At 47.8% G+C, this 17,858-nt stretch carries 12 protein-coding genes and 3 pseudogenes; all 15 read right to left on the bottom strand.

What is annotated here, in order from left to right:
* Positions 1-59 precede the first annotated feature (59 nt).
* Positions 60-803 (bottom strand): annotated as a pseudogene (locus tag KGF70_RS08110) (glycogen synthase); the annotation flags it as partial.
* Positions 796-1,968, bottom strand: a complete 1,173-nt coding sequence (gene glgD, locus KGF70_RS08105; RefSeq protein WP_216786431.1) for a glucose-1-phosphate adenylyltransferase subunit GlgD — start codon at positions 1,966-1,968, stop codon at positions 796-798. The pseudogene KGF70_RS08110 and the gene glgD, both read right to left, overlap by 8 nt.
* Positions 1,965-3,104, bottom strand: a complete 1,140-nt coding sequence (locus KGF70_RS08100) for a glucose-1-phosphate adenylyltransferase (protein ID WP_003637282.1) — start codon at positions 3,102-3,104, stop codon at positions 1,965-1,967. Before KGF70_RS08100 ends, glgD begins: the two co-directional genes overlap by 4 nt.
* Positions 3,094-4,995 (bottom strand): 1,4-alpha-glucan branching protein GlgB, encoded by a 1,902-nt coding sequence (glgB, locus tag KGF70_RS08095; protein ID WP_216768310.1) that lies wholly within the window; start codon positions 4,993-4,995, stop codon positions 3,094-3,096. Before glgB ends, KGF70_RS08100 begins: the two co-directional genes overlap by 11 nt.
* 487 nt (positions 4,996-5,482) lie before the next feature.
* Complete coding sequence (locus KGF70_RS08090; protein ID WP_216768311.1) at positions 5,483-7,099, bottom strand: peptide ABC transporter substrate-binding protein; 1,617 nt, start codon at positions 7,097-7,099, stop codon at positions 5,483-5,485.
* A 31-nt stretch (positions 7,100-7,130) separates the two neighbouring features.
* Positions 7,131-7,256, bottom strand: coding sequence for a hypothetical protein (locus tag KGF70_RS17590; RefSeq protein ID WP_260197975.1), 126 nt, complete (start codon positions 7,254-7,256; stop codon positions 7,131-7,133).
* 1,300 nt (positions 7,257-8,556) lie between these two features.
* A pseudogene (locus KGF70_RS08085) lies at positions 8,557-9,795 on the bottom strand (glutamate-5-semialdehyde dehydrogenase).
* Between the two features lie 23 nt (positions 9,796-9,818).
* Complete coding sequence (gene proB / locus KGF70_RS08080; RefSeq protein ID WP_216768312.1) at positions 9,819-10,616, bottom strand: glutamate 5-kinase; 798 nt, start codon at positions 10,614-10,616, stop codon at positions 9,819-9,821.
* A gap of 20 nt (positions 10,617-10,636) precedes the next feature.
* Positions 10,637-11,854 (bottom strand): annotated as a pseudogene (locus KGF70_RS08075) (MDR family MFS transporter).
* Positions 11,855-12,084: 230 nt separating this feature from the next.
* Positions 12,085-13,515 carry a replicative DNA helicase gene (dnaB, locus tag KGF70_RS08070; protein WP_088770332.1) on the bottom strand — a complete coding sequence of 477 codons (1,431 nt, stop codon included), beginning with the start codon at positions 13,513-13,515 and terminating at the stop codon, positions 12,085-12,087.
* Between the two features lie 15 nt (positions 13,516-13,530).
* Complete coding sequence (rplI, locus tag KGF70_RS08065) at positions 13,531-13,983, bottom strand: 50S ribosomal protein L9 (RefSeq protein WP_050338056.1); 453 nt, start codon at positions 13,981-13,983, stop codon at positions 13,531-13,533.
* A gap of 13 nt (positions 13,984-13,996) precedes the next feature.
* Positions 13,997-16,009 carry a DHH family phosphoesterase gene (locus KGF70_RS08060; protein ID WP_050338057.1) on the bottom strand — a complete coding sequence of 671 codons (2,013 nt, stop codon included), beginning with the start codon at positions 16,007-16,009 and terminating at the stop codon, positions 13,997-13,999.
* A 176-nt stretch (positions 16,010-16,185) separates the two neighbouring features.
* Positions 16,186-16,422, bottom strand: coding sequence for a 30S ribosomal protein S18 (rpsR, locus tag KGF70_RS08055; protein WP_003637273.1), 237 nt, complete (start codon positions 16,420-16,422; stop codon positions 16,186-16,188).
* A gap of 38 nt (positions 16,423-16,460) precedes the next feature.
* A complete protein-coding gene (gene ssb, locus KGF70_RS08050) occupies positions 16,461-17,054 on the bottom strand; it encodes a single-stranded DNA-binding protein (RefSeq protein ID WP_216768313.1) in 594 nt (197 codons plus the stop codon).
* 36 nt (positions 17,055-17,090) lie between these two features.
* Complete coding sequence (rpsF, locus tag KGF70_RS08045; RefSeq protein ID WP_003637271.1) at positions 17,091-17,390, bottom strand: 30S ribosomal protein S6; 300 nt, start codon at positions 17,388-17,390, stop codon at positions 17,091-17,093.
* Between the last annotated feature and the right edge of the window lie 468 nt (positions 17,391-17,858).

Raw genomic sequence — 17,858 nt, 5'->3', positions numbered from 1 at the left:
ACTACTACGGCCCACAGCGGACTTGCACCGCCTAGTTATCACCCATGCCGGGCGCACTTCAAGATGCCACTCAGCTTATGCCGATTGGCCCGCAAGACCCCGTCCAGGTGCTCACCAAACGCCGGTGTCTGAATCTCCTGCGCGTAGGTCGGTGAGACGGTGTTGACGGCATCCGCAAAGTTAATGCCACCCTTTAGCCAGTTCACTCGGTCATAGAAGGCGACCCCCGACTCGGTATACGTCTCGGTCCCGATGTGAAAGAGGCTATCTAAGATGATTGGGTCATAAATGCCCTGAAATTGTAAATTGTGAATCGTCAGCAGCGTCTTGATATCGCGATAGGCTTCGATCCAGTAGTACTTCTCGGCAAGTAAGACCGGGATAAACGCGGTGTGCCAGTCGTTGAGTTGCAAAATGTCTGGAATGTAATCGATGCGTTCCATCATTTCACAAATCGCCATCTGGAAAAAGGCGAAGCGTTCGCCGTCATCCCAGTAACCGTATAGGCCGTCGCGGCCAAAGTAGTCTAAATTATCAATTAAATAATATTGAACGTGCGCCACCGTCAGCGTCTTAACGCCACAATACATCGCGTGGGCGCCCACCTGAACGGTAAAGTGCGTCACCGGTTTTAGCTGCTGCTGATACTCAGCTGGCATCCGCCGGGGATAGTAGGGAATCACGACCCGCGTCTCGACGCCTTCTGCTTGTAACGCACGCGGCAGAGCCATGCTGACGTCACCCAGTCCCCCCGTTTTATAAAAGGGCGCTGATTCTGCCGCTGCAAATAACACCCTAGTCATTGACCGCCACCTCCGCTTGCTGGAAGACGCGCTGGCCCTTGCTGATAATTAACAGTGCCGTTGGCGTGCCTTTGAGTACCAGGTTAGGCCCAATCACGGCATCCTTATCAATAATGACATTTTCGAGCTTACAGCCGGCTCCGATACGAGCGCCTTGCATGATGATGGCATTCTTGACTTGGGTATCGCGATTGACCAGAACATCTCTGAAAATGACAAAATGCGTGATTTGTCCCTCGATGTAACCACCCGTTCCGCAGAGGCTGTCACGACACAGCGAGCCCGTCGCAAAGAACGTTGGAATCTCGTTTTTGACCTTGGTATAGATGCGCCGTGAACTGTAGAACAGCGCCCGGAAGTTGGCTTCATCCAGCACGGCCATGTTGGCGGCGAAATAACTCTTTATATCATGAATATTGGCTTCAAATCCAGTGTATTCAAAGGCGTTCGCATTGTGCTGAATCACGGCTTGGCGCATCAATTCTTCCAAACTGATCATGTCGCCGCGCTGGTTTGCAGACTGTAATAGTTCAATCAAGTCGACGGTACTCATCAGATAAATCGCCATACTTTTGGCCACTTTTTTAGTCCGCGGCCCGATTTTCGCCTTACTCATTGGCACTACCGCCGCTGCTTCACCCTTGGCAGTCAATTGTAAAATGGTGTTTTCAGGAATCAGACTGGCTGGGTCGACTCGTTTATAAACGGCCGTTACGGGACTATTGCGTTCCTCGTGGTAGCGTAATAGCGCCTTCAAATCAATGTTACCGACGTTGCGAGTACTCATGACGACCGAGTACTCGCTCTGACTGCATTTGAGGAACTGAATCGAATTATCGTAGTAGTGATGCAACAGCGCCGCTTTCTTCTCCGGGGCGACTAGCTTCAAATCGTTATAGGGCGATAGGAACAGTCCCCCGCGAATCGTGTTCAGGCTCCAATCACGGCCGCTTCTGAGATGGTCAGTAACGGAGCGACCAGAACGGGGCACCGTCACCATCACATTTTGAATACCGGCATTAATCACGCTTGAAAGTTGAAAATCGACTAAGCGGTACCGCCCGCCAAATGGTAGCATGCCGACGGGTCGCACGGCCGTTAATGGCTGTAACTCATCACTTGGTTCTAGTAGGTTGATAATGGCACTAACTTGTTCACGTCTCATGGCTGTTCCACCCCCATCGTTTCGTGATACCCAACGACTGCAATCTCATCATCCGTTCCGATGATTTGGGCATCATCACCAATCACTGCATCTTCCCCAATTAGTGCGTGGTCGATCACCACGTTTTTGCCAATCGTTGCGCCCGGCATGACCATACTGTCGACGATGCGACTGCCCATCCCAACGGAGACCCGTTGCGATAAGATCGAATGGTCGATCTCACCCGCGACGTAACAACTATCGACGACCATCGCGTTATTGACCTGACTCGTCTCAGTCAAAAACATCGGTGGCAAGACTTCCGCCTTAGAATAGATGCGCCAGTAGCGGTCGCCAATATTCAACCGATTGTGTGGCGACAAGAACTCCATGTTGGCTTTCCACAGACTCTTGATGGTCCCGACATCGCGCCAATAACCCTTAAACGCGTATGCGTAAACGGATTCATTATTGGCCAGGTAAGATGGGATGACGTTTTTCCCGAAATCTTCCAACGATTTATCGGTCGCATAACTCTTGACGAGGTAGTCCCGAAGCGTCGGCCAGTTGAAAATGTAGATGCCCATCGAGGCTTTGTCGCTCTTGGGATGTTCGGGTTTTTCTTCAAATTCGATGATCCGATCAGTGGCATCCGTATTCATCATGCCGAAGCGCTTCGCTTCTTCCTTAGACACCGGAATCACGCCGACCGTCAGCGACGCTTTCTTCTCCTGATGATATTTCAACATCGCGTCATAATCCATTTTATAAATATGGTCGCCAGACAGGACGAGCAAATACTTCGGGTCCTGTTGGTCGATATATTCGATATTTTGATAAATGGCGTGCGCGGTTCCTTGGAAGAACTTCTCGCCTTCACTTGACGAATACGGCTGCAGAACAGTCACGCCACCATTCAAGCTGTCAAAGCCCCAACTAGCGCCACTGCCGATGTGCGCATTCAACTCTAAGGGTTGATACTGCGTAATGACGCCGACCGTGTTCACGCCGGAGTTCGCACAGTTACTGAGTGTAAAATCAATGATCCGATAACGGCCACCAAACGGCACGGCTGGTTTGGCCGTATCCTTCGTTAACTTACCTAGACGGGTCCCTTGACCGCCCGCTAAAATGATTCCTAACATGTCATCTTGCATGCTTAACTCCCCCTCGCATTATTTTGACTGGTCGAATTAACAGCGCGCCCATCGCGGGTAACGTTACTGTAAAGCTGGCTGGTTGGCCGCGATACGGAATCGCGTCGGCCGTAAAGTCCGTTTCGAGCTTGGTCCACGTGCCGCCAAAGGCTTGGTCTTCTGTATTGAGTAACAGTTCGTAATGACCCCGATATGGGACGCCGATGCGGTATTCTCGCCGTTCGACGGGCACAAAGTTAAAGGCCGCTACGACAAAGCTGTACTTGCGTTTGGCTTGGCGAATAAAACTCATCGTCGAGCTTTCTGGATCATCGGTATGGGTATAAATAATCCCTTCAGGCGCATGGTCGAGTTCCCATAGCGGCCGATTTTGCCGATAAACTTGGTTCAAGGTCGCGGTAAAGTGCTGCATCCGCTTATTTAACTTGTCCTTCAAGTCGACCCATTCCAAGGCACTCCAATCCCGCCATTCCAGGAACTGGCCCCATTCGGCCCCCATAAAATTCAGCTGCTTGCCTGGAAATGCCAGCATGTACGTCAGCATCGTGCGTAGATTGGCGAACTGATTGTAGCGATCGCCCGGCATTTTATGCATTAACGACTTTTTGCCATGCACGACTTCATCGTGAGAAAACGGCAAAATGAAGTGCTCATCGAACATGTAAACAAAGGCAAAGGTCAGCAGGTTAAAGTGGTCGTGGCGATAGAGCGGATCCATCATGAAGAAGTCGAGCGTATCGTGCATCCAGCCCATATTCCACTTATAGTTAAACCCCAGCCCACCGTCAGCGACCGCCCCGGTAACTTGGGGGTAAGCGGATGATTCTTCGGCAATCATCAAAACGTCTGGATGACGCGCTAGAATCGTCGTATTGAGCTTTTGCAGAAAGGCGATACCTTCGAGATTGCGATTATCACCATACTGGTTGACCTGGCCCTCACGTCCTTCGTCATAGTCGAGGTACAGCATGTTCGAAACGGCGTCAACACGAAGCCCATCGAGGTGGCACTGATCGAGCCAGAACAGCGCACTTGAAATCAAAAAGCTTTGGACCTGCGTCTTACCAAGATCAAAGTTCCAAGCCCCCCAGCGCCGATTATCCGCTCGTTTCGCATCCGCATATTCAAAGGTCGGCGTCCCGTCGTACTGATACAGAGCATCGTAATTGCGGATGAAGTGGCCGGGCACCCAGTCGACTAACACGCCAATGTTAGCTTGATGGCACTGGTCGACAAAATTCAGGAAGTCATCGCGACTGCCAAACCGACTCGTCGGGGCAAAGTAACCGAGCTGCTGATAGCCCCACGAAGCATCTAATAAATGTTCCATCACGGGCATCAGTTCAATGTGCGTATACCCCAATTGTTTGACGTAGGGAATCAATTCCGTCGCCAACTCAGCATAGGTCTCATAACTATCATCCGCGTGCCGGCGCCACGAGCCTAAGTGGACTTCATAAATATTGATTGGTCGGTTGACCGCGTGTGATTTTTTCCGCCGTGCGAGCCATAAACTGTCGTGCCACACCATTGAGACGGGTTCGACGACGACGCTCGCATCGCCGGGTTTACGTTCAAACTGTTGGGCAAACGGATCAATTTTGAGGGTCACCTGACCAGTGGCGGTCGTAATTTGAAACTTGTATAAGTCCCCCGAATGGACGCCCGCGAGTTGTCCCTGCCAAATACCGGTCGCCCCTAATAACTTCAGGCGATTCGGCTGCCAATCGTTAAAATCGCCGACAACGGCGACCGCTTTTGCATGTGGCGCCCAGACGCGAAAGACCGCGCGACCTGTCGCTGCTAAGTGGCACCCGAGGTAATCCTGACTGTTAAAACCCGTGCCGGTATTAAATAAGTAACTTGCATCGTTTATTTCAGTAACTTGCATCGTTTATTTCAGTAACTTGTTTGACCAACACCTCACACCCCCTATGTGATTAACTGAGCAGTTCCATAAAATTAATCTTATTATAAGTAGTTGATTGTCGTTTGCCTATCCTTGATAAGGTGGCCTTACATAACCCCTTCAACCGGTACAAACGCCGAAAATATAAGGATTATTATTGGTTGGTCGTCAATTCTCTGCAAACTGAGTCATGACAACTATTCGCAGTGAAGCCCGTGGTGACTAACGTTAACTTGTCTAGTCTCACAATTGATCAAAAAAAGCCGAAAAAACGTGGTTTTTTCGGCTTAGTTGATTTATTCAATTACATTTCTATCAAATTATTAATATTCCTGGCGGTGGTTGGACCTAAAAACGCCATTCAGGCGCGTAGACCTGAATGGCGTTGTGGTTGAGAGTTGGCACTTCAGAAGCTTCTGATTTGAAGCTTCTAAAACTTCTTAAAGTAGTGTTTGCCCCACATAAAGTACTATTTCCAATAAGCGTACCGATAAAGCGTATCCCGCAACAGGGTGAAGTGTACGCCGCCGACTTTTTTACTGATCAGGTGTGCGGCCGACGTTTGATAGATTGGGGTTACCCCTTGTTCTTGAGCAACTAACTTAGCAGCTTGTTGCATCGTCTGGTAACGCGCCTTGGTGGACTGCTTATCAGCGGTGATCGTTGAAATCAGCTTCTCGTACTTGGCGTTGTTGAACTTCCCGAAGTTAACGGAGTTGGTCATTGACGCCTTGTTCAAGAAATCAATCGGGTCTTGGAAGTCACTGGACCAGGACAAGGTCGCAAAGTCAAAGTCACCCTTGCTGAGCGTTGAAATTTCGTTGGTCAGTGGGACTGACTTCACGTTGACGGTCACCCCTTTGAGATTCTTCTGGATGGCCGCTTGAATATATTCAGCGACAGACTTATTAATATCATTGTCATTCGTTAATAATTGCAGCGTCAACTTCTGGTTACCAAGACTAGCCTGGGCTTTCTTCCAGTATTGCTTGGCCTTCGCGGGACTGTATGGATACAAATTCCCCGTATCCGTATTGAAGTCCTTGCCGGTCGTTGGATTCGTCGTATTACCTGATGGGACTAACGACGTCGCCGCAACGGAACCATCTTTCAGAATGTTCTTGACCAGTGATTGCCGGTTGAGCGCGTAGCTAACTGCCCGCCGTAAATCCGTGTTCTGTAGCGCAGACCGTTTCTGATTCCAGAGCATGAAGTAGAGCTGGTTCAGCTTCGTAATCTTCAACTGACTCTTAAGCGACCCGCGTTCTGCCTCGGAGACTTGAGTCCCGGTAATCTGGGTCACTTGAACCTGATCGCTTTGGAACAAGTTTTCAGCGGTACTATTATTCTTGACCGTCTGAACCTTGACGTTCTTGATTTTAACCTGTTTATGCCCATAGTAGTACGGGTTCTTCACGTATTTCCACGTGTCATTAGTTCCCGTCCAGCCCTTGAGGACGTATGGGCCATTCGACAAGGTCTTCGTGGCTGAAGTGCCGTACTTATTGCCATATTTTTCCGTAAAGGTCTTATTCAACGGATAAATTTCCGTGGCCAGCCGGTAATTGAAGTACGGCACCCGTTGTTTCAGCGTGATTTGCAACTTGTACTTGCCCAGCGCGTTAACGCCTAACGTCTTAACAGCTTTTTTACCCGCCGTGATGGCCGTAGCATTCTTGATTTCAGCCACGTGCCCAACTTCTTGGGACTTCGTATTCGGATCAACTTGACGTTGTAAAGAATAAACGAAGTCGGCCGCCGTGACTTCTTTACCATTCGACCACTTCGCATTGTGCCGCAGATTGAAGGTGTACGTCTTCCCATCATTAGTTGGTTTGACGACCTTCTTGGCAATCGCGGGTACCACTTTACCCTTTTGGTTGGTGGTGTATAGCCCTTCCATGAACTGTGCAATGGCGGCCTGGCTGACGATATCATCAGCTTTATCCGGGTCGGCCGTTGCCATCGCTTGGCTGGCAGTGACGTTCAGAGTCTTCTGCTGACTAGACTTCTGACTGCCACACCCTGCTAAGACTAACCCTAGTAACTCAATACTGACACCGCTGACCCATAATTTAATTTTCATCACTCATAACCCCTCACCTAGTAATCCTGTGTTATTGCCGACTGTCAATTGCTTGGCAACAACAACACATCAACGGTAAGCCGCCATTATCCGTCGTGAGCCGCATACTGCTGGTCTTCACAACTAATTGACCGTTTTGTGATCCTAAGTTAGTCATCGTGATTCCTCCCAAATAATTAAAAACTAGTTAAGATAAGATTAGTGCCGGAGTTTACATCTGTCAACTAAAAGTTTTCATAGGCACGTGTAACTGTCGCTGATTAAGGGTTTCAGAGTGTGAGGTTCAGACGGGTTGGGACTGAGGATTGGCCTAGCTAGAGCGTTAAGCGGTGAATTTCCGCTTGGCGTTCTAGCGTAGCTAACCGGAAGGCCCAGTCTGACCCGAACACGTTTCGACAATATTGCTGACGAGCTAAAATTAGCTTTGTCAGCAGGGTAAATGAGAAGTGGTGCTGTGCTAGATAATTGACTATGACTAAAGCGTGCAGTTTTCAAGTTCAAAAGTAGTCAGCTGAGACCCGCTGGAAACAGTGCGAGCTAGCGTAAACTTGCTGTTGTAGTATCGTCCTAAGGCGGCTTCCAGGCATTCTGGGCAATGGCCGTGACGTGGTGGACACAGATTTAAGCCGACAACCCACGTCTTAAATACTGGTCTTCCACTAACCAAGCCAAAAGCGCTTGCTAAGTGGAATTTCACCACTTGGCCTTGCCCAGAATACCTTCCAGCCGGGATGGTATTCGAAAGGCAGACATGTGTGGACTCAACTTTTTGTTGAATTAGTCGTTGGTTCCTTGTTACATAATGACTTTGATATTCATCTGTCAGTCTGTTTTTTAGAAATAGCTAAGATTCCTTTGCCATGATTTAATGCTGTCAGACAAGCAGTTCACTGAACTTATCAGAAATTACTCTAGTCGTCTGAGATAACAAAATCTTGAATTCTAAACGAAGGTAATTTTGTCGACTAAGTTCAAGACTAGGTGCCATTGAAATTGGTATCATTAAGATAAATGACTAATATTCAGTGGTCAGTTGTGCCCAGATAGGTGGACGTTCATCAGCCATTCGAGCGGCTTCCCGACTGTAGAGGCTGGCTGACAATGCTCAGTAGCCAAATTATTCTTAGTCGGAAGTGGGCTGCTTCCGACTTAGAATAAGACTCGTATTTGAAATTGCGCAGTGATTTTCTGCGTGAGTTCAAATCGATGTCGGCTTACGTTCCAGCAATTGTCAGCCGGCCCCGGAAGTCGGACTAGGGCGCACATCGGCTGACGAACAGCAAAACAAATATTTGGCATTTTTTGATCATCTTTAGTACTAAAATACTGAAGTACTAAGACATTAAAGTACTGAGTTACCAAAGTACTAATATACTAAAAAAGTGCCACAGCACACAGTCATCCATCAGGAATAACTGTGCACTGTGGCACTTATATTGGCTTAAGTTAACATCCGCTTAATGGCGAACTTGACCATTACCGTCAATCACATATTTATATGAGGTGAGTTCGGCTAAGCCCATTGGTCCACGGGCATGTAACTTCTGCGTTGAAATGCCGATTTCAGCCCCGAAGCCAAATTCAAAGCCATCGGTAAACCGAGTTGAAGCGTTGATGTAGACTCAAGCCGCATTGACCCGTTGCTGGAAGATCTTACCTGCTTGGTAGTTATCCGTCACAATGGCTTCCGAATGTTGCGTATTGTAGCGGTTGATGTGTGCAATGGCCGCTGCTTCTGAATCCACGACTTTCACCGCAATGATCAAATCATTGTATTCAGTACCCCAGTCAGCATCCGTCGCTGGTACGACGTCCGGTACGATTGCTTGGGTCGCTTGGTCACCACGGACTTCGACACCCTGGTCACGTAACGCTTGAATCATGCTTGGTAAGTACGCTGCCGCAACGTCTTGATGGATCAAGAGTTTTTCGGTGGCGTTGCAGACGGACGGCCGCTGAACCTTGCCGTTAATGACAATGTCTGTGGCCATTTGCAACTGCGCATCCTTATCAACGTAAACGTGGCAATTGCCAGCACCCGTTTCAATGACGGGCACCGTGGCTTTGGCGAGGACCGTCTGAATCAAACGTGCACTGCCCCGCGGAATCAAGACATCCACGTAGTCCGTCAGTTGCATGAACTTCTCGGCCGTGGCGTGCGAGGTATCCGTAATTAATTGGATCGCGTTTTCATCCACATCGTTAGCACGTAAGGCGCCGCGGAGGACTTGAACTAACGCTTGGTTAGAGTGAATTGCTTCCTTGCCACCCCGTAAAATGACGGCGTTGCCCGTCTTAAAACAGAGCGCGGAGGCGTCAACCGTCACGTTCGGGCGTGCTTCAAAAATCATTCCGATAACTCCGAGTGGCACCCGTTCCTTAGCGATCATCAGCCCGGCTTCATTGCGCCAAGCGCGGTCGACATTGCCGATTGGATCGGGTAAAGCGACCACTTGTTTGAGACCAGTAGCCATCGCTTCGATCCGGTCAGCAGTCAGTCTGAGTCGGTCCACGAATTTTTCAGGAACTTGCGGGTTTTCTAAATCCTTCGCATTGGCTGCTAGAATTTCATCCTGCTGGGTCGTTAAGGCCGTTGCCATCGCTAACAATACTTGATTCTTTTGCATCGTGGACAGTAATCCCAGCGAATAGCTGGCCTGCTGTGCGCGCTGCCCTAATTGTGCTAAGTCTTCCATGCGATTTGTCCTCCTATTCTTGTCTAACCAAAGAGCGTGCCGACGGGTTCACCTGCCAAAATTTGAAAAATCACGCTAGGGTCCGCACCATTCGCCAAAATCATCTGGCCGTGCGCGTCGATCATCCGTTCTGCGGCTTTGAGCTTCGTGACCATCCCACCAGTACCGAAACGACTGCCACTACCACCAGCGAGTTCGTAAGTATGCTGGTCGACCTTCTCGATATGGGCCAGTAACTGTGCTTGCGCATCAGCATTCGGATTCCCATCATAAAAGCCATCGATATCGGATAGCATAATCAGTAGATCCGCGCCAATATTGGTCGCCACGATGGCCGAAAGTTGGTCGTTATCACCGAACTTAGTCTCATGGTCCAATTCATCCACGGCGACCGTATCATTTTCATTCACAATTGGCACCACGTTTTGTTTGAGCAACGCTTCAAAGGTATTCAACACATTGTGATGACTCTTGGGATAAACAAAAATATCGCGCGTTAATAGTAACTGGCCAATTTTTTGCTCATAAATGGCAAACCGTTCTTTATAAATCGAAATCAATTCAGTTTGACCGATTGCTGCAATTGCCTGTTGTTCTGGAATCGCTTTGGGCCGTTGCTTTAAGCCCATATAATTCAAACCGACACCAATGGCCCCCGAGGAGACGAGTACGACCTCGCGTCCCCGATGCCGCATTGCACTAATCACAAAGGCTAATTGATCGATTGCACGTAAATTGATCGACCCATCAGGATAGACCAACGTACTCGTCCCAACCTTGATTACGACGCGTTTGATGTGCAATTTTCGCATCACTTTCATAACGACACCATCTTTTCTGATTATTTTGTTTCACGTGAAACATTGGTTTTTAAATCTGTTTTCATATAATTAACCGCGCGTGGGTGATTCAGATGGACCACCCCAACATTGACTGCTAACACGATTAGTAGGACCACGAACGCCAGGAGAAACAGCGCTTTATACGACCAGTTGTCAATGATCACCCCACCGAACAGCGGTCCAAGTGAGCGTCCCAGCGCACAAAAGGCCTGGACTAATCCTTGGTAGCGGCCCTTGGCACTGATTGGCGACAACTGGCTGACTAGCGTTGGCATTGCCGGCGACCAAGTAGCCTCGCCAATCGTTAAGAGGACCATCGCAAAGATAAAGTGCGGGTAGTCGTGAGCAATCACTAACGATAAAAACGATAGCCCGACAAATAACATGCCAAAGAAGAATTGATAATAGAGGTTCTTGATCCGGTCACCTAACAAGCTCAAGATACTTTGAATCAGCACCAGCAAGCCCGCGTTGATCGTCCACAAAAAGCTGTAGTTGCGCAGTGGCATCCCCAGGTTGGTCATGTAGACCGAGAGATTGCTGACCCATTGTTCATATAGCAACCAAATAATAAATAAACTAATAAAGAAGGTGATATGGAAATTAGCACGGGGCAATTGGACATTTTGACCCTGCCGCGGATCAACGCCCGTGACATTCGATGAATCCACGTTGTATTCAAACAACGCAATAATCAAGAAAATCACGAATAAACTGGTCGTCAGTGAGAACAATAGCTGCATGCCCATGCTGTAAACGATTCCCACCAGCATCGTACCGAACACCACGCCAAGATTGGCGGCTAAGTACATTAACGTGAAGGTTCGCCGAACTTTGTCGCGGGGCACACTGGCCGCCAACGCGTTAAACATCGTATTCAGCCAACCGCTGGCAAATCCGGTCACTACCAACAGTAACGGATACCACGGCCAACCATGAAAGAAAATCAGCGCAAAGTTAGCGAGTCCGTTCAGGCCAATTCCCATTAATAATAAGTGGTACGGATTGCCGCGGTCAAAGATTCATCCGCCGATGGTGCTTGCTAACACGTTGGCGACCGAATTAAGCATTAAGACCACACCCGTCTCCGTTAACGACTTTCCTAAGACGTTATGCATGTAAATCGTTGTTAACGGCCAAATAAAGCTCATACCGATGTTATTCATGAACTGCCCGGCAATCAGCCAGGGGGTCTTAATTAACTGTTTTTGTGCCACACCATCACCACCATCTTCTACCTAAATATTGATTAATACTTACTTTGAGCGAACGCCATCCAGGATTTATTGAAAAGCGTTCACTTGAGATTTTAATCCGTCTACTTTTCATCATAGCAAAATTTATTCAAAATAACAGGGGCATTTATATTTTGATTGCCGGCTCTCATCCGGTCCCCCAAAAAAGCCAGCTAAAAAAGCCCCCTTAAGGACAATTAAGGAGGCTTGGTTTAAGCTTGCGGATCCTGTGCATAGGATACCGACGAGAATTTATTGAATGGTTTGACGAATAATAATTTGACTGTTCCCCGCGCACCGGCACGGTTCTTTTCAATGATGACTTCCACTTCACCAACGTCTTCGGAAGCGTCCTGCTCACGAGGATCACCACCGTTAAAGTCGCCGCCACCACCGCCAAAGTTACCGCCGCCATCTTCATCGTCGCCGCCTTCACGTTCGTAATAATCTTCCCGGTATAGGAAGGCAACGATATCCGCATCTTGTTCAATTGATCCAGATTCACGAATATCAGACAGCACTGGGCGCTTATCTTGACGTTGTTCAACGCCACGTGACAATTGAGATAGCGCAATGACGGGCACGCCGAGTTCCTTTGCCAGCTTCTTCATTTGCCGTGAAATTTCAGAAACTTCTTGTTGCCGGCTTTCGGTATTACTACCTTCGATCAGCTGCAAGTAATCGACGACGATCAGACCCAGGTTACCTTGTTCCTTCGCCAACCGCCGACTCTTGGCACGAATTTCAGACATCTTGATGCCAGGCGTGTCGTCAATGAAGATGCTGGCCTTGGAGAGACTCCCCATCGCGACCACCAAGTGTTCCCACTCTTCTTCATTCAACTGCCCCGTTCGCAAGTGGCCGGCATCGATACTACCTTCAGCACACAGCATCCGGTTAACTAACGATTCGGCCCCCATTTCAAGACTGAAAATTGCCACTGTCGTATCGGTTTTAGTCGCCACGTTTTGCGCAATGTTTAAGACAAAGGCCGTCTTACCAACGGCCGGCCGGGCTGCCAAGATAATCAAGTTATCCGGTTGTAGTCCCGCCGTCATCTTGTCGAGTTCGGCAAAGCCAGTCGGTAATCCGGTAATATCATCGTCATTTTGGTATAACCGGTCGATTTCTTCGATGGACGCATTCAACACATCCGAAATCGACTTAAACCCACTCTGATTACGCTGTTCCGACACATTCATGATGTCGCGCTCGGCATCATCCAACAACGTCGTCACGTCGTCATTTTCAGTATAGGCTTTTTGCGTGATTTCCGTCGCGGTCTTGATCAACCGCCGCACTGTCGCTTTTTGCGCCACGATTTTAGCATAGTAGCCCGCATTAGCGGCAGTTGGTACTGAACCAGCCAGTTCAGCAATGTAGCTCATCCCACCGACGTCTTCCAATTGATTTTGGGCCGTCAATAAATCGCTGACCGTCACCGCATCAATCGCTTCGTCCCGGTCGTTCAAGGTCACCATGCTAGCAAAAATGATTTGATGTGCGCGGCGATAGAAATCTTGCGCTTCGACAAACTCCATGGCTTCCACGAGGGCGTCACTATTCAAGAAAATGGCCCCTAAGACCGCTTTTTCAGCTTCAATATTTTGTGGTGGGGTTTGATCCAGCACATCGTTGTTCATTTATGATCCGTCCTTTTACTTTTCGACAACGTGTACGCGAATTTTCGCCGTTACTTCTGGGTGTAACTTAACGGGCACGTTGGTGTAGCCTAATACCCGAATTGGTTCTGGCAATTCGATTTTACGTTTATCTAACTTGACTTGGTATTGGTCAGCTAAAGCCGTGGCAATTTGTTTGCTAGGAATTGAGCCGAACAAACGGCCATCGGTACCAGCCTTAGCTTTCAATTCAACGACTGTTTCGTCAGCTTCAAGCACCGTTTTGACTTGCTTAGCTTCCGCTAACTCTTCGGCAGCCCGGGCTGCTTCGGACTTCTGTTCAGCCTTCAACGTGTTGATTGCTGCTTTGGTGGCTTCCTTCGCCAATCCTTTTTTGATTAAAAAGTTAGTGGCGTACCCATCCGGCACGTTCTTGATTTGACCACGTTTTCCTTTTCCACGAACATCACTCAAAAAAATAACTTGCATCTTGTCTTCACTCCTAATTAGATTCTGAATCGGTCGTATCAGTGGCCGTTAACAAATCAATCAATGATTGTTTAACCTCATCAACCGACTGGCCTTCAATCTGAGTTGCGGCGTTAGATAAGTGACCGCCACCACCCAGTTTTTCCATATAAACTTGGACGTTGATCTCGCCTAGCGACCGTGCGGAGATGCCGACTCGACCGTCTTCACGGCGCGTAATCACAAATGACGCGTCGACGCCTGACATGGACAACAGTGAATCCGCAGCTTGGGCCGCCGTCACCGGATCATATACTTGGTCGTTTTCACCAACACAGAGCGCCATGTCCTGGTTAACAAACTCAACCGTCTCAATGAGGTGATTGCGTTGGAGATAACTATCGACATTTTCCTTCATAAACTGTTGTACGAGCAGCGAATCAGCACCCGCTGAACGTAAGTAACTAGCCGCATCGAAGGTCCGTGAACCAGACCGCAATGAGAACGACTTGGTATCAATTACGATCCCCGTCAACATTGCGGTGGCTTCGATCTTATTGATTGGTTCCGCATCATGAGACTGATATTCGAACATTTCAGTAATCAGCTCACACGTCGATGAGGCATATGGTTCAATATAAACCAAAACTGGGTTTTCTGGAAATTCTTCGCCCCGACGATGGTGGTCAATAATCATGACGCGATTTTCAAGCCGTTCATAAAGCGCCTGCGACATCGAAATACTTGGCTTAGAATGGTCGGCCATAATCAATAAACTTTGGTCAGTGGCCTTTTCGAGGGCCTCCTCTGGTGAAATAATCGAAGCTTCGATATCTTCATCAGACTTCAATTGATCTAGTAACCGTTGAATATCTGAATGGACATTTTGTTCATCCAAAACGATCCAACATTGTTTGTCATTCATTTTGGCGATCCGCCGAATACCCAAGCAGGCCCCCACCGCATCCATATCTGGTTGGCGATGCCCTTGGACAAAGACCTGGTCGGACTGATTCATCAATTCCTGTAGGGTCTGACTAATCATCCGTGCCCGGACCCGCGTCCGTTTTTCCATCGGGTTGGTCTTACCACCATAGAAGCGTGCTGGTTCATCTTCAGCCTTCACGACAACTTGGTCACCACCCCGCCCTAACGCCAGGTCCATGTTACTTTGCGCTAAGTCGGCTAAATTATTCATGTTCCGTTCGCCGTAAGCAATCCCAATACTCAACGTTAATGGGAAGTTTTGCTTCGAAGTCGATTCTCGAATGCGGTCCAAGATGCGGAACTTATTTTCTTCGACCCGGCGCAAACTGCTTGCGTAGCCGAGTAAGAAAAAGTGGTCATCATCGAGCCGCTTCAAGTACATGCCGAACATCTGCGTCCACTTTGACAATTCGTTGGTCACGTAATTATTCAGATTGGAAATGTCCGTATCAGTCATCGACTGGGTAATCTCATCGTAGTTATCGAGGAAAATCTGACCAATCACTAACTTTTCGTCTTCAAACTGGTCGGTCAGTTCAGCGTACTTGGTGACGTCCATCATATAGACGGTATTGGTGCTCTGTTGGACGCGTAAATCAAATTGATAGTCTTGCCAGCGAATCGTGGCTGGTTCGTCCATATGCGCGCTCAGCGTCTCTGCCAAGGCTGGATCGATATCTTCCAAGCGATAACCTAAGACGTCCTTATCACCAAAATACCGTTGCAGATAAGGATTGACCCATTCGATGGTCTGATCAGCGTTAAAAATCATCACACCAATTGGCATCTGAATCAAGGCTTCCTGCTCACCGCGTTTGATACGATAAGACAAATCCGAAATATATTCGTTAGCACTCGAGCTCAGCTCAATTAGCGTATTGTAGGACATCACGCCTGCCATCACAATTAAGATGAGGACAACTGTCCCAAAAATCCAATTCATCAAATAACCGGTCACGAGCATAATTAGCGACAAGCCAAAAATAACCAGCGCTAAGAGCCGTAACTGTTGGTTTTGTAAGAAAAATGGAATTTTTTCGCGCGAAAAGATCTTTTTCATTTTAAAAATCCCTCAAGCCTTCTCAGTAATGTCTATATTTTATCACAAACCACCATTTGCTTCAGCGATTGGTGTTGAACAACGTAAACGCTTCATTTGCCGTAGCTAGCTAGTCTTCGCCATTTTCAGGGTAAATAAAAACCACAGCACTGAAGTCTGTGGTTTTAAATGACTGATTAGTCTTCGGATACGAATGCTAATAAGCCCATGATCCGTGCACGCTTGATAGCGATCGTTAAAGCACGTTGGTTCTTAGCACTAGTCCCAGTTACACGACGTGGCAAAATCTTTCCACGTTCTGAAATGAAACGACGTAATAAGTCAGTATCTTTATAATCGATGTATTCGATATGGTTAGCGGCGATGAAGTCGACTTTACGACGACGACGGCCACCTCTTCTTTGTTGTGCCATTGATAGTTCCCTCCTCGATGTCTGTCTAAGCAATTAGACTAGAATGGTAAATCATCATCCGAGATATCAATCTGATCGCCATTATTCGCAAATGGATCGGCTTGGTTATTGTTCGCACTGCTTGATGGTGCGGCACTGTTCGCATTACCGGCGTTTCCATTCCCAAATGGGTTGTTGTTATTCGCTGATGATTGTTGAGGAGCCGTATTTTGGCCTTGATTACTATACCCACTATTATTGTTGTAATTCGAATTACCATTGTTGTAATTGTTATTACTACCACCATTAGCAGCCTGATGACGTTCAGACTCTGCACGTGATTCTAGTAGTGAGAAGTTTTCAACGACAACTTCTGTAACGTAAACTCGTACCCCTTGTTGGTTTTCGTAGTTCCGGGTTTGAATCCGGCCATCGATTCCAACAAGCGAACCTTTATGGGTGAAGTTAGCAAAGTTTTCAGCAGCTTTACGCCAGATGACGCAGCTGATAAAATCTGCTTCACGTTCCCCATTTTGATTCGTGAATTGACGGTTTACGGCAATTGTGAATGTCGCGACGGCGGCACCACCATTCGTGTAACGTAATTCCGGATCTCTTGTTAGTCGGCCAACAAGAATTGTACGGTTAATCATGCAGAAGCGCTCCTCTCTTGAAATTAATTTTGTCTATTAGTCTTCGCGTTTAACGATCATGTGACGTAAGATGTCATCATTGATCTTTGAAAGACGGTCGAATTCGTTCAAAGCAGCATCGTCAGTAGCTGTTAAGTTAACGATATGGTAAGTACCTTCGTTAAAGCCACCGATTTCGTATGCGAAACGACGCTTTGACCAGTCTTTTGAATCAATTACTTGCGCACCGTTATCAGTTAAGATTTTGTCAAAACGATCAACTAAAGCTGTCTTAGCAGCATCGTCGATGTCGGGACGTACGATGTAAGTAATTTCATATTTCTTTGATTCACTCATGAAATTTGCACCTCCTTATGGACTTCAGGCCCTTCTCTGCGAAGAGCAAGGAAAGTAATCTAGCGAACGCCAGATACTCACGAATTTAAAGTATATCATCTAAATCAGTTTGTTGCAAGGGTTGCAGCGGCCGACTGTTACAAAAAAATCCTGAATCCGTTACATCAGTTAGTTACGCAGAAGTCGGGTAATTTCCGCTTTATTTCCCGGGAAATATTTTCATTTTCTGAAAGTGCAGGTCAATTTTGCACATGACGCCTGCGCTCGAAGTCAAATATATCGTCACACATTGCCTAGATTATTCAATTCGCGCTACCTCGTTATAAGCCAGCTAGTTTTTAAGTTCAAAGGCTGCCAGCTGAGATCCACTGGAAACAGTGCGAGTTCACGTAAACCTGCTGTTGTAGTATCGTCCTAAGCCGGCTTCCAGGCATTCTGGGCAATGGCCGTGACGTGGTGGACACAGAT

The organism is Lactiplantibacillus sp. 7.2.4, from assembly GCF_018991185.1.
GTDB classification, from domain to species: Bacteria; Bacillota; Bacilli; order Lactobacillales; family Lactobacillaceae; genus Lactiplantibacillus; species Lactiplantibacillus pentosus.
This window is presented reverse-complemented; position numbering and strand designations above follow the sequence as displayed.

Bases quoted from the DNA above. Each gene is read 5' to 3' on its own strand.
- glgD (WP_216786431.1), bottom strand. From the start codon at position 1,968: ATGAGACGTGAACAAGTTAGTGCCATTATCAACCTACTAGAACCAAGT.
- KGF70_RS08100 (WP_003637282.1), bottom strand. From the start codon at position 3,104: ATGCAAGATGACATGTTAGGAATCATTTTAGCGGGCGGTCAAGGGACC.
- glgB (WP_216768310.1), bottom strand. From the start codon at position 4,995: ATGCAAGTTACTGAAATAAACGATGCAAGTTACTTATTTAATACCGGC.
- KGF70_RS08090 (WP_216768311.1), bottom strand. From the start codon at position 7,099: ATGAAAATTAAATTATGGGTCAGCGGTGTCAGTATTGAGTTACTAGGG.
- KGF70_RS17590 (WP_260197975.1), bottom strand. From the start codon at position 7,256: ATGACTAACTTAGGATCACAAAACGGTCAATTAGTTGTGAAGACCAGC.
- proB (WP_216768312.1), bottom strand. From the start codon at position 10,616: ATGAAAGTGATGCGAAAATTGCACATCAAACGCGTCGTAATCAAGGTT.
- dnaB (WP_088770332.1), bottom strand. From the start codon at position 13,515: ATGAACAACGATGTGCTGGATCAAACCCCACCACAAAATATTGAAGCT.
- rplI (WP_050338056.1), bottom strand. From the start codon at position 13,983: ATGCAAGTTATTTTTTTGAGTGATGTTCGTGGAAAAGGAAAACGTGGT.
- KGF70_RS08060 (WP_050338057.1), bottom strand. From the start codon at position 16,009: ATGAAAAAGATCTTTTCGCGCGAAAAAATTCCATTTTTCTTACAAAAC.
- rpsR (WP_003637273.1), bottom strand. From the start codon at position 16,422: ATGGCACAACAAAGAAGAGGTGGCCGTCGTCGTCGTAAAGTCGACTTC.
- ssb (WP_216768313.1), bottom strand. From the start codon at position 17,054: ATGATTAACCGTACAATTCTTGTTGGCCGACTAACAAGAGATCCGGAA.
- rpsF (WP_003637271.1), bottom strand. From the start codon at position 17,390: ATGAGTGAATCAAAGAAATATGAAATTACTTACATCGTACGTCCCGAC.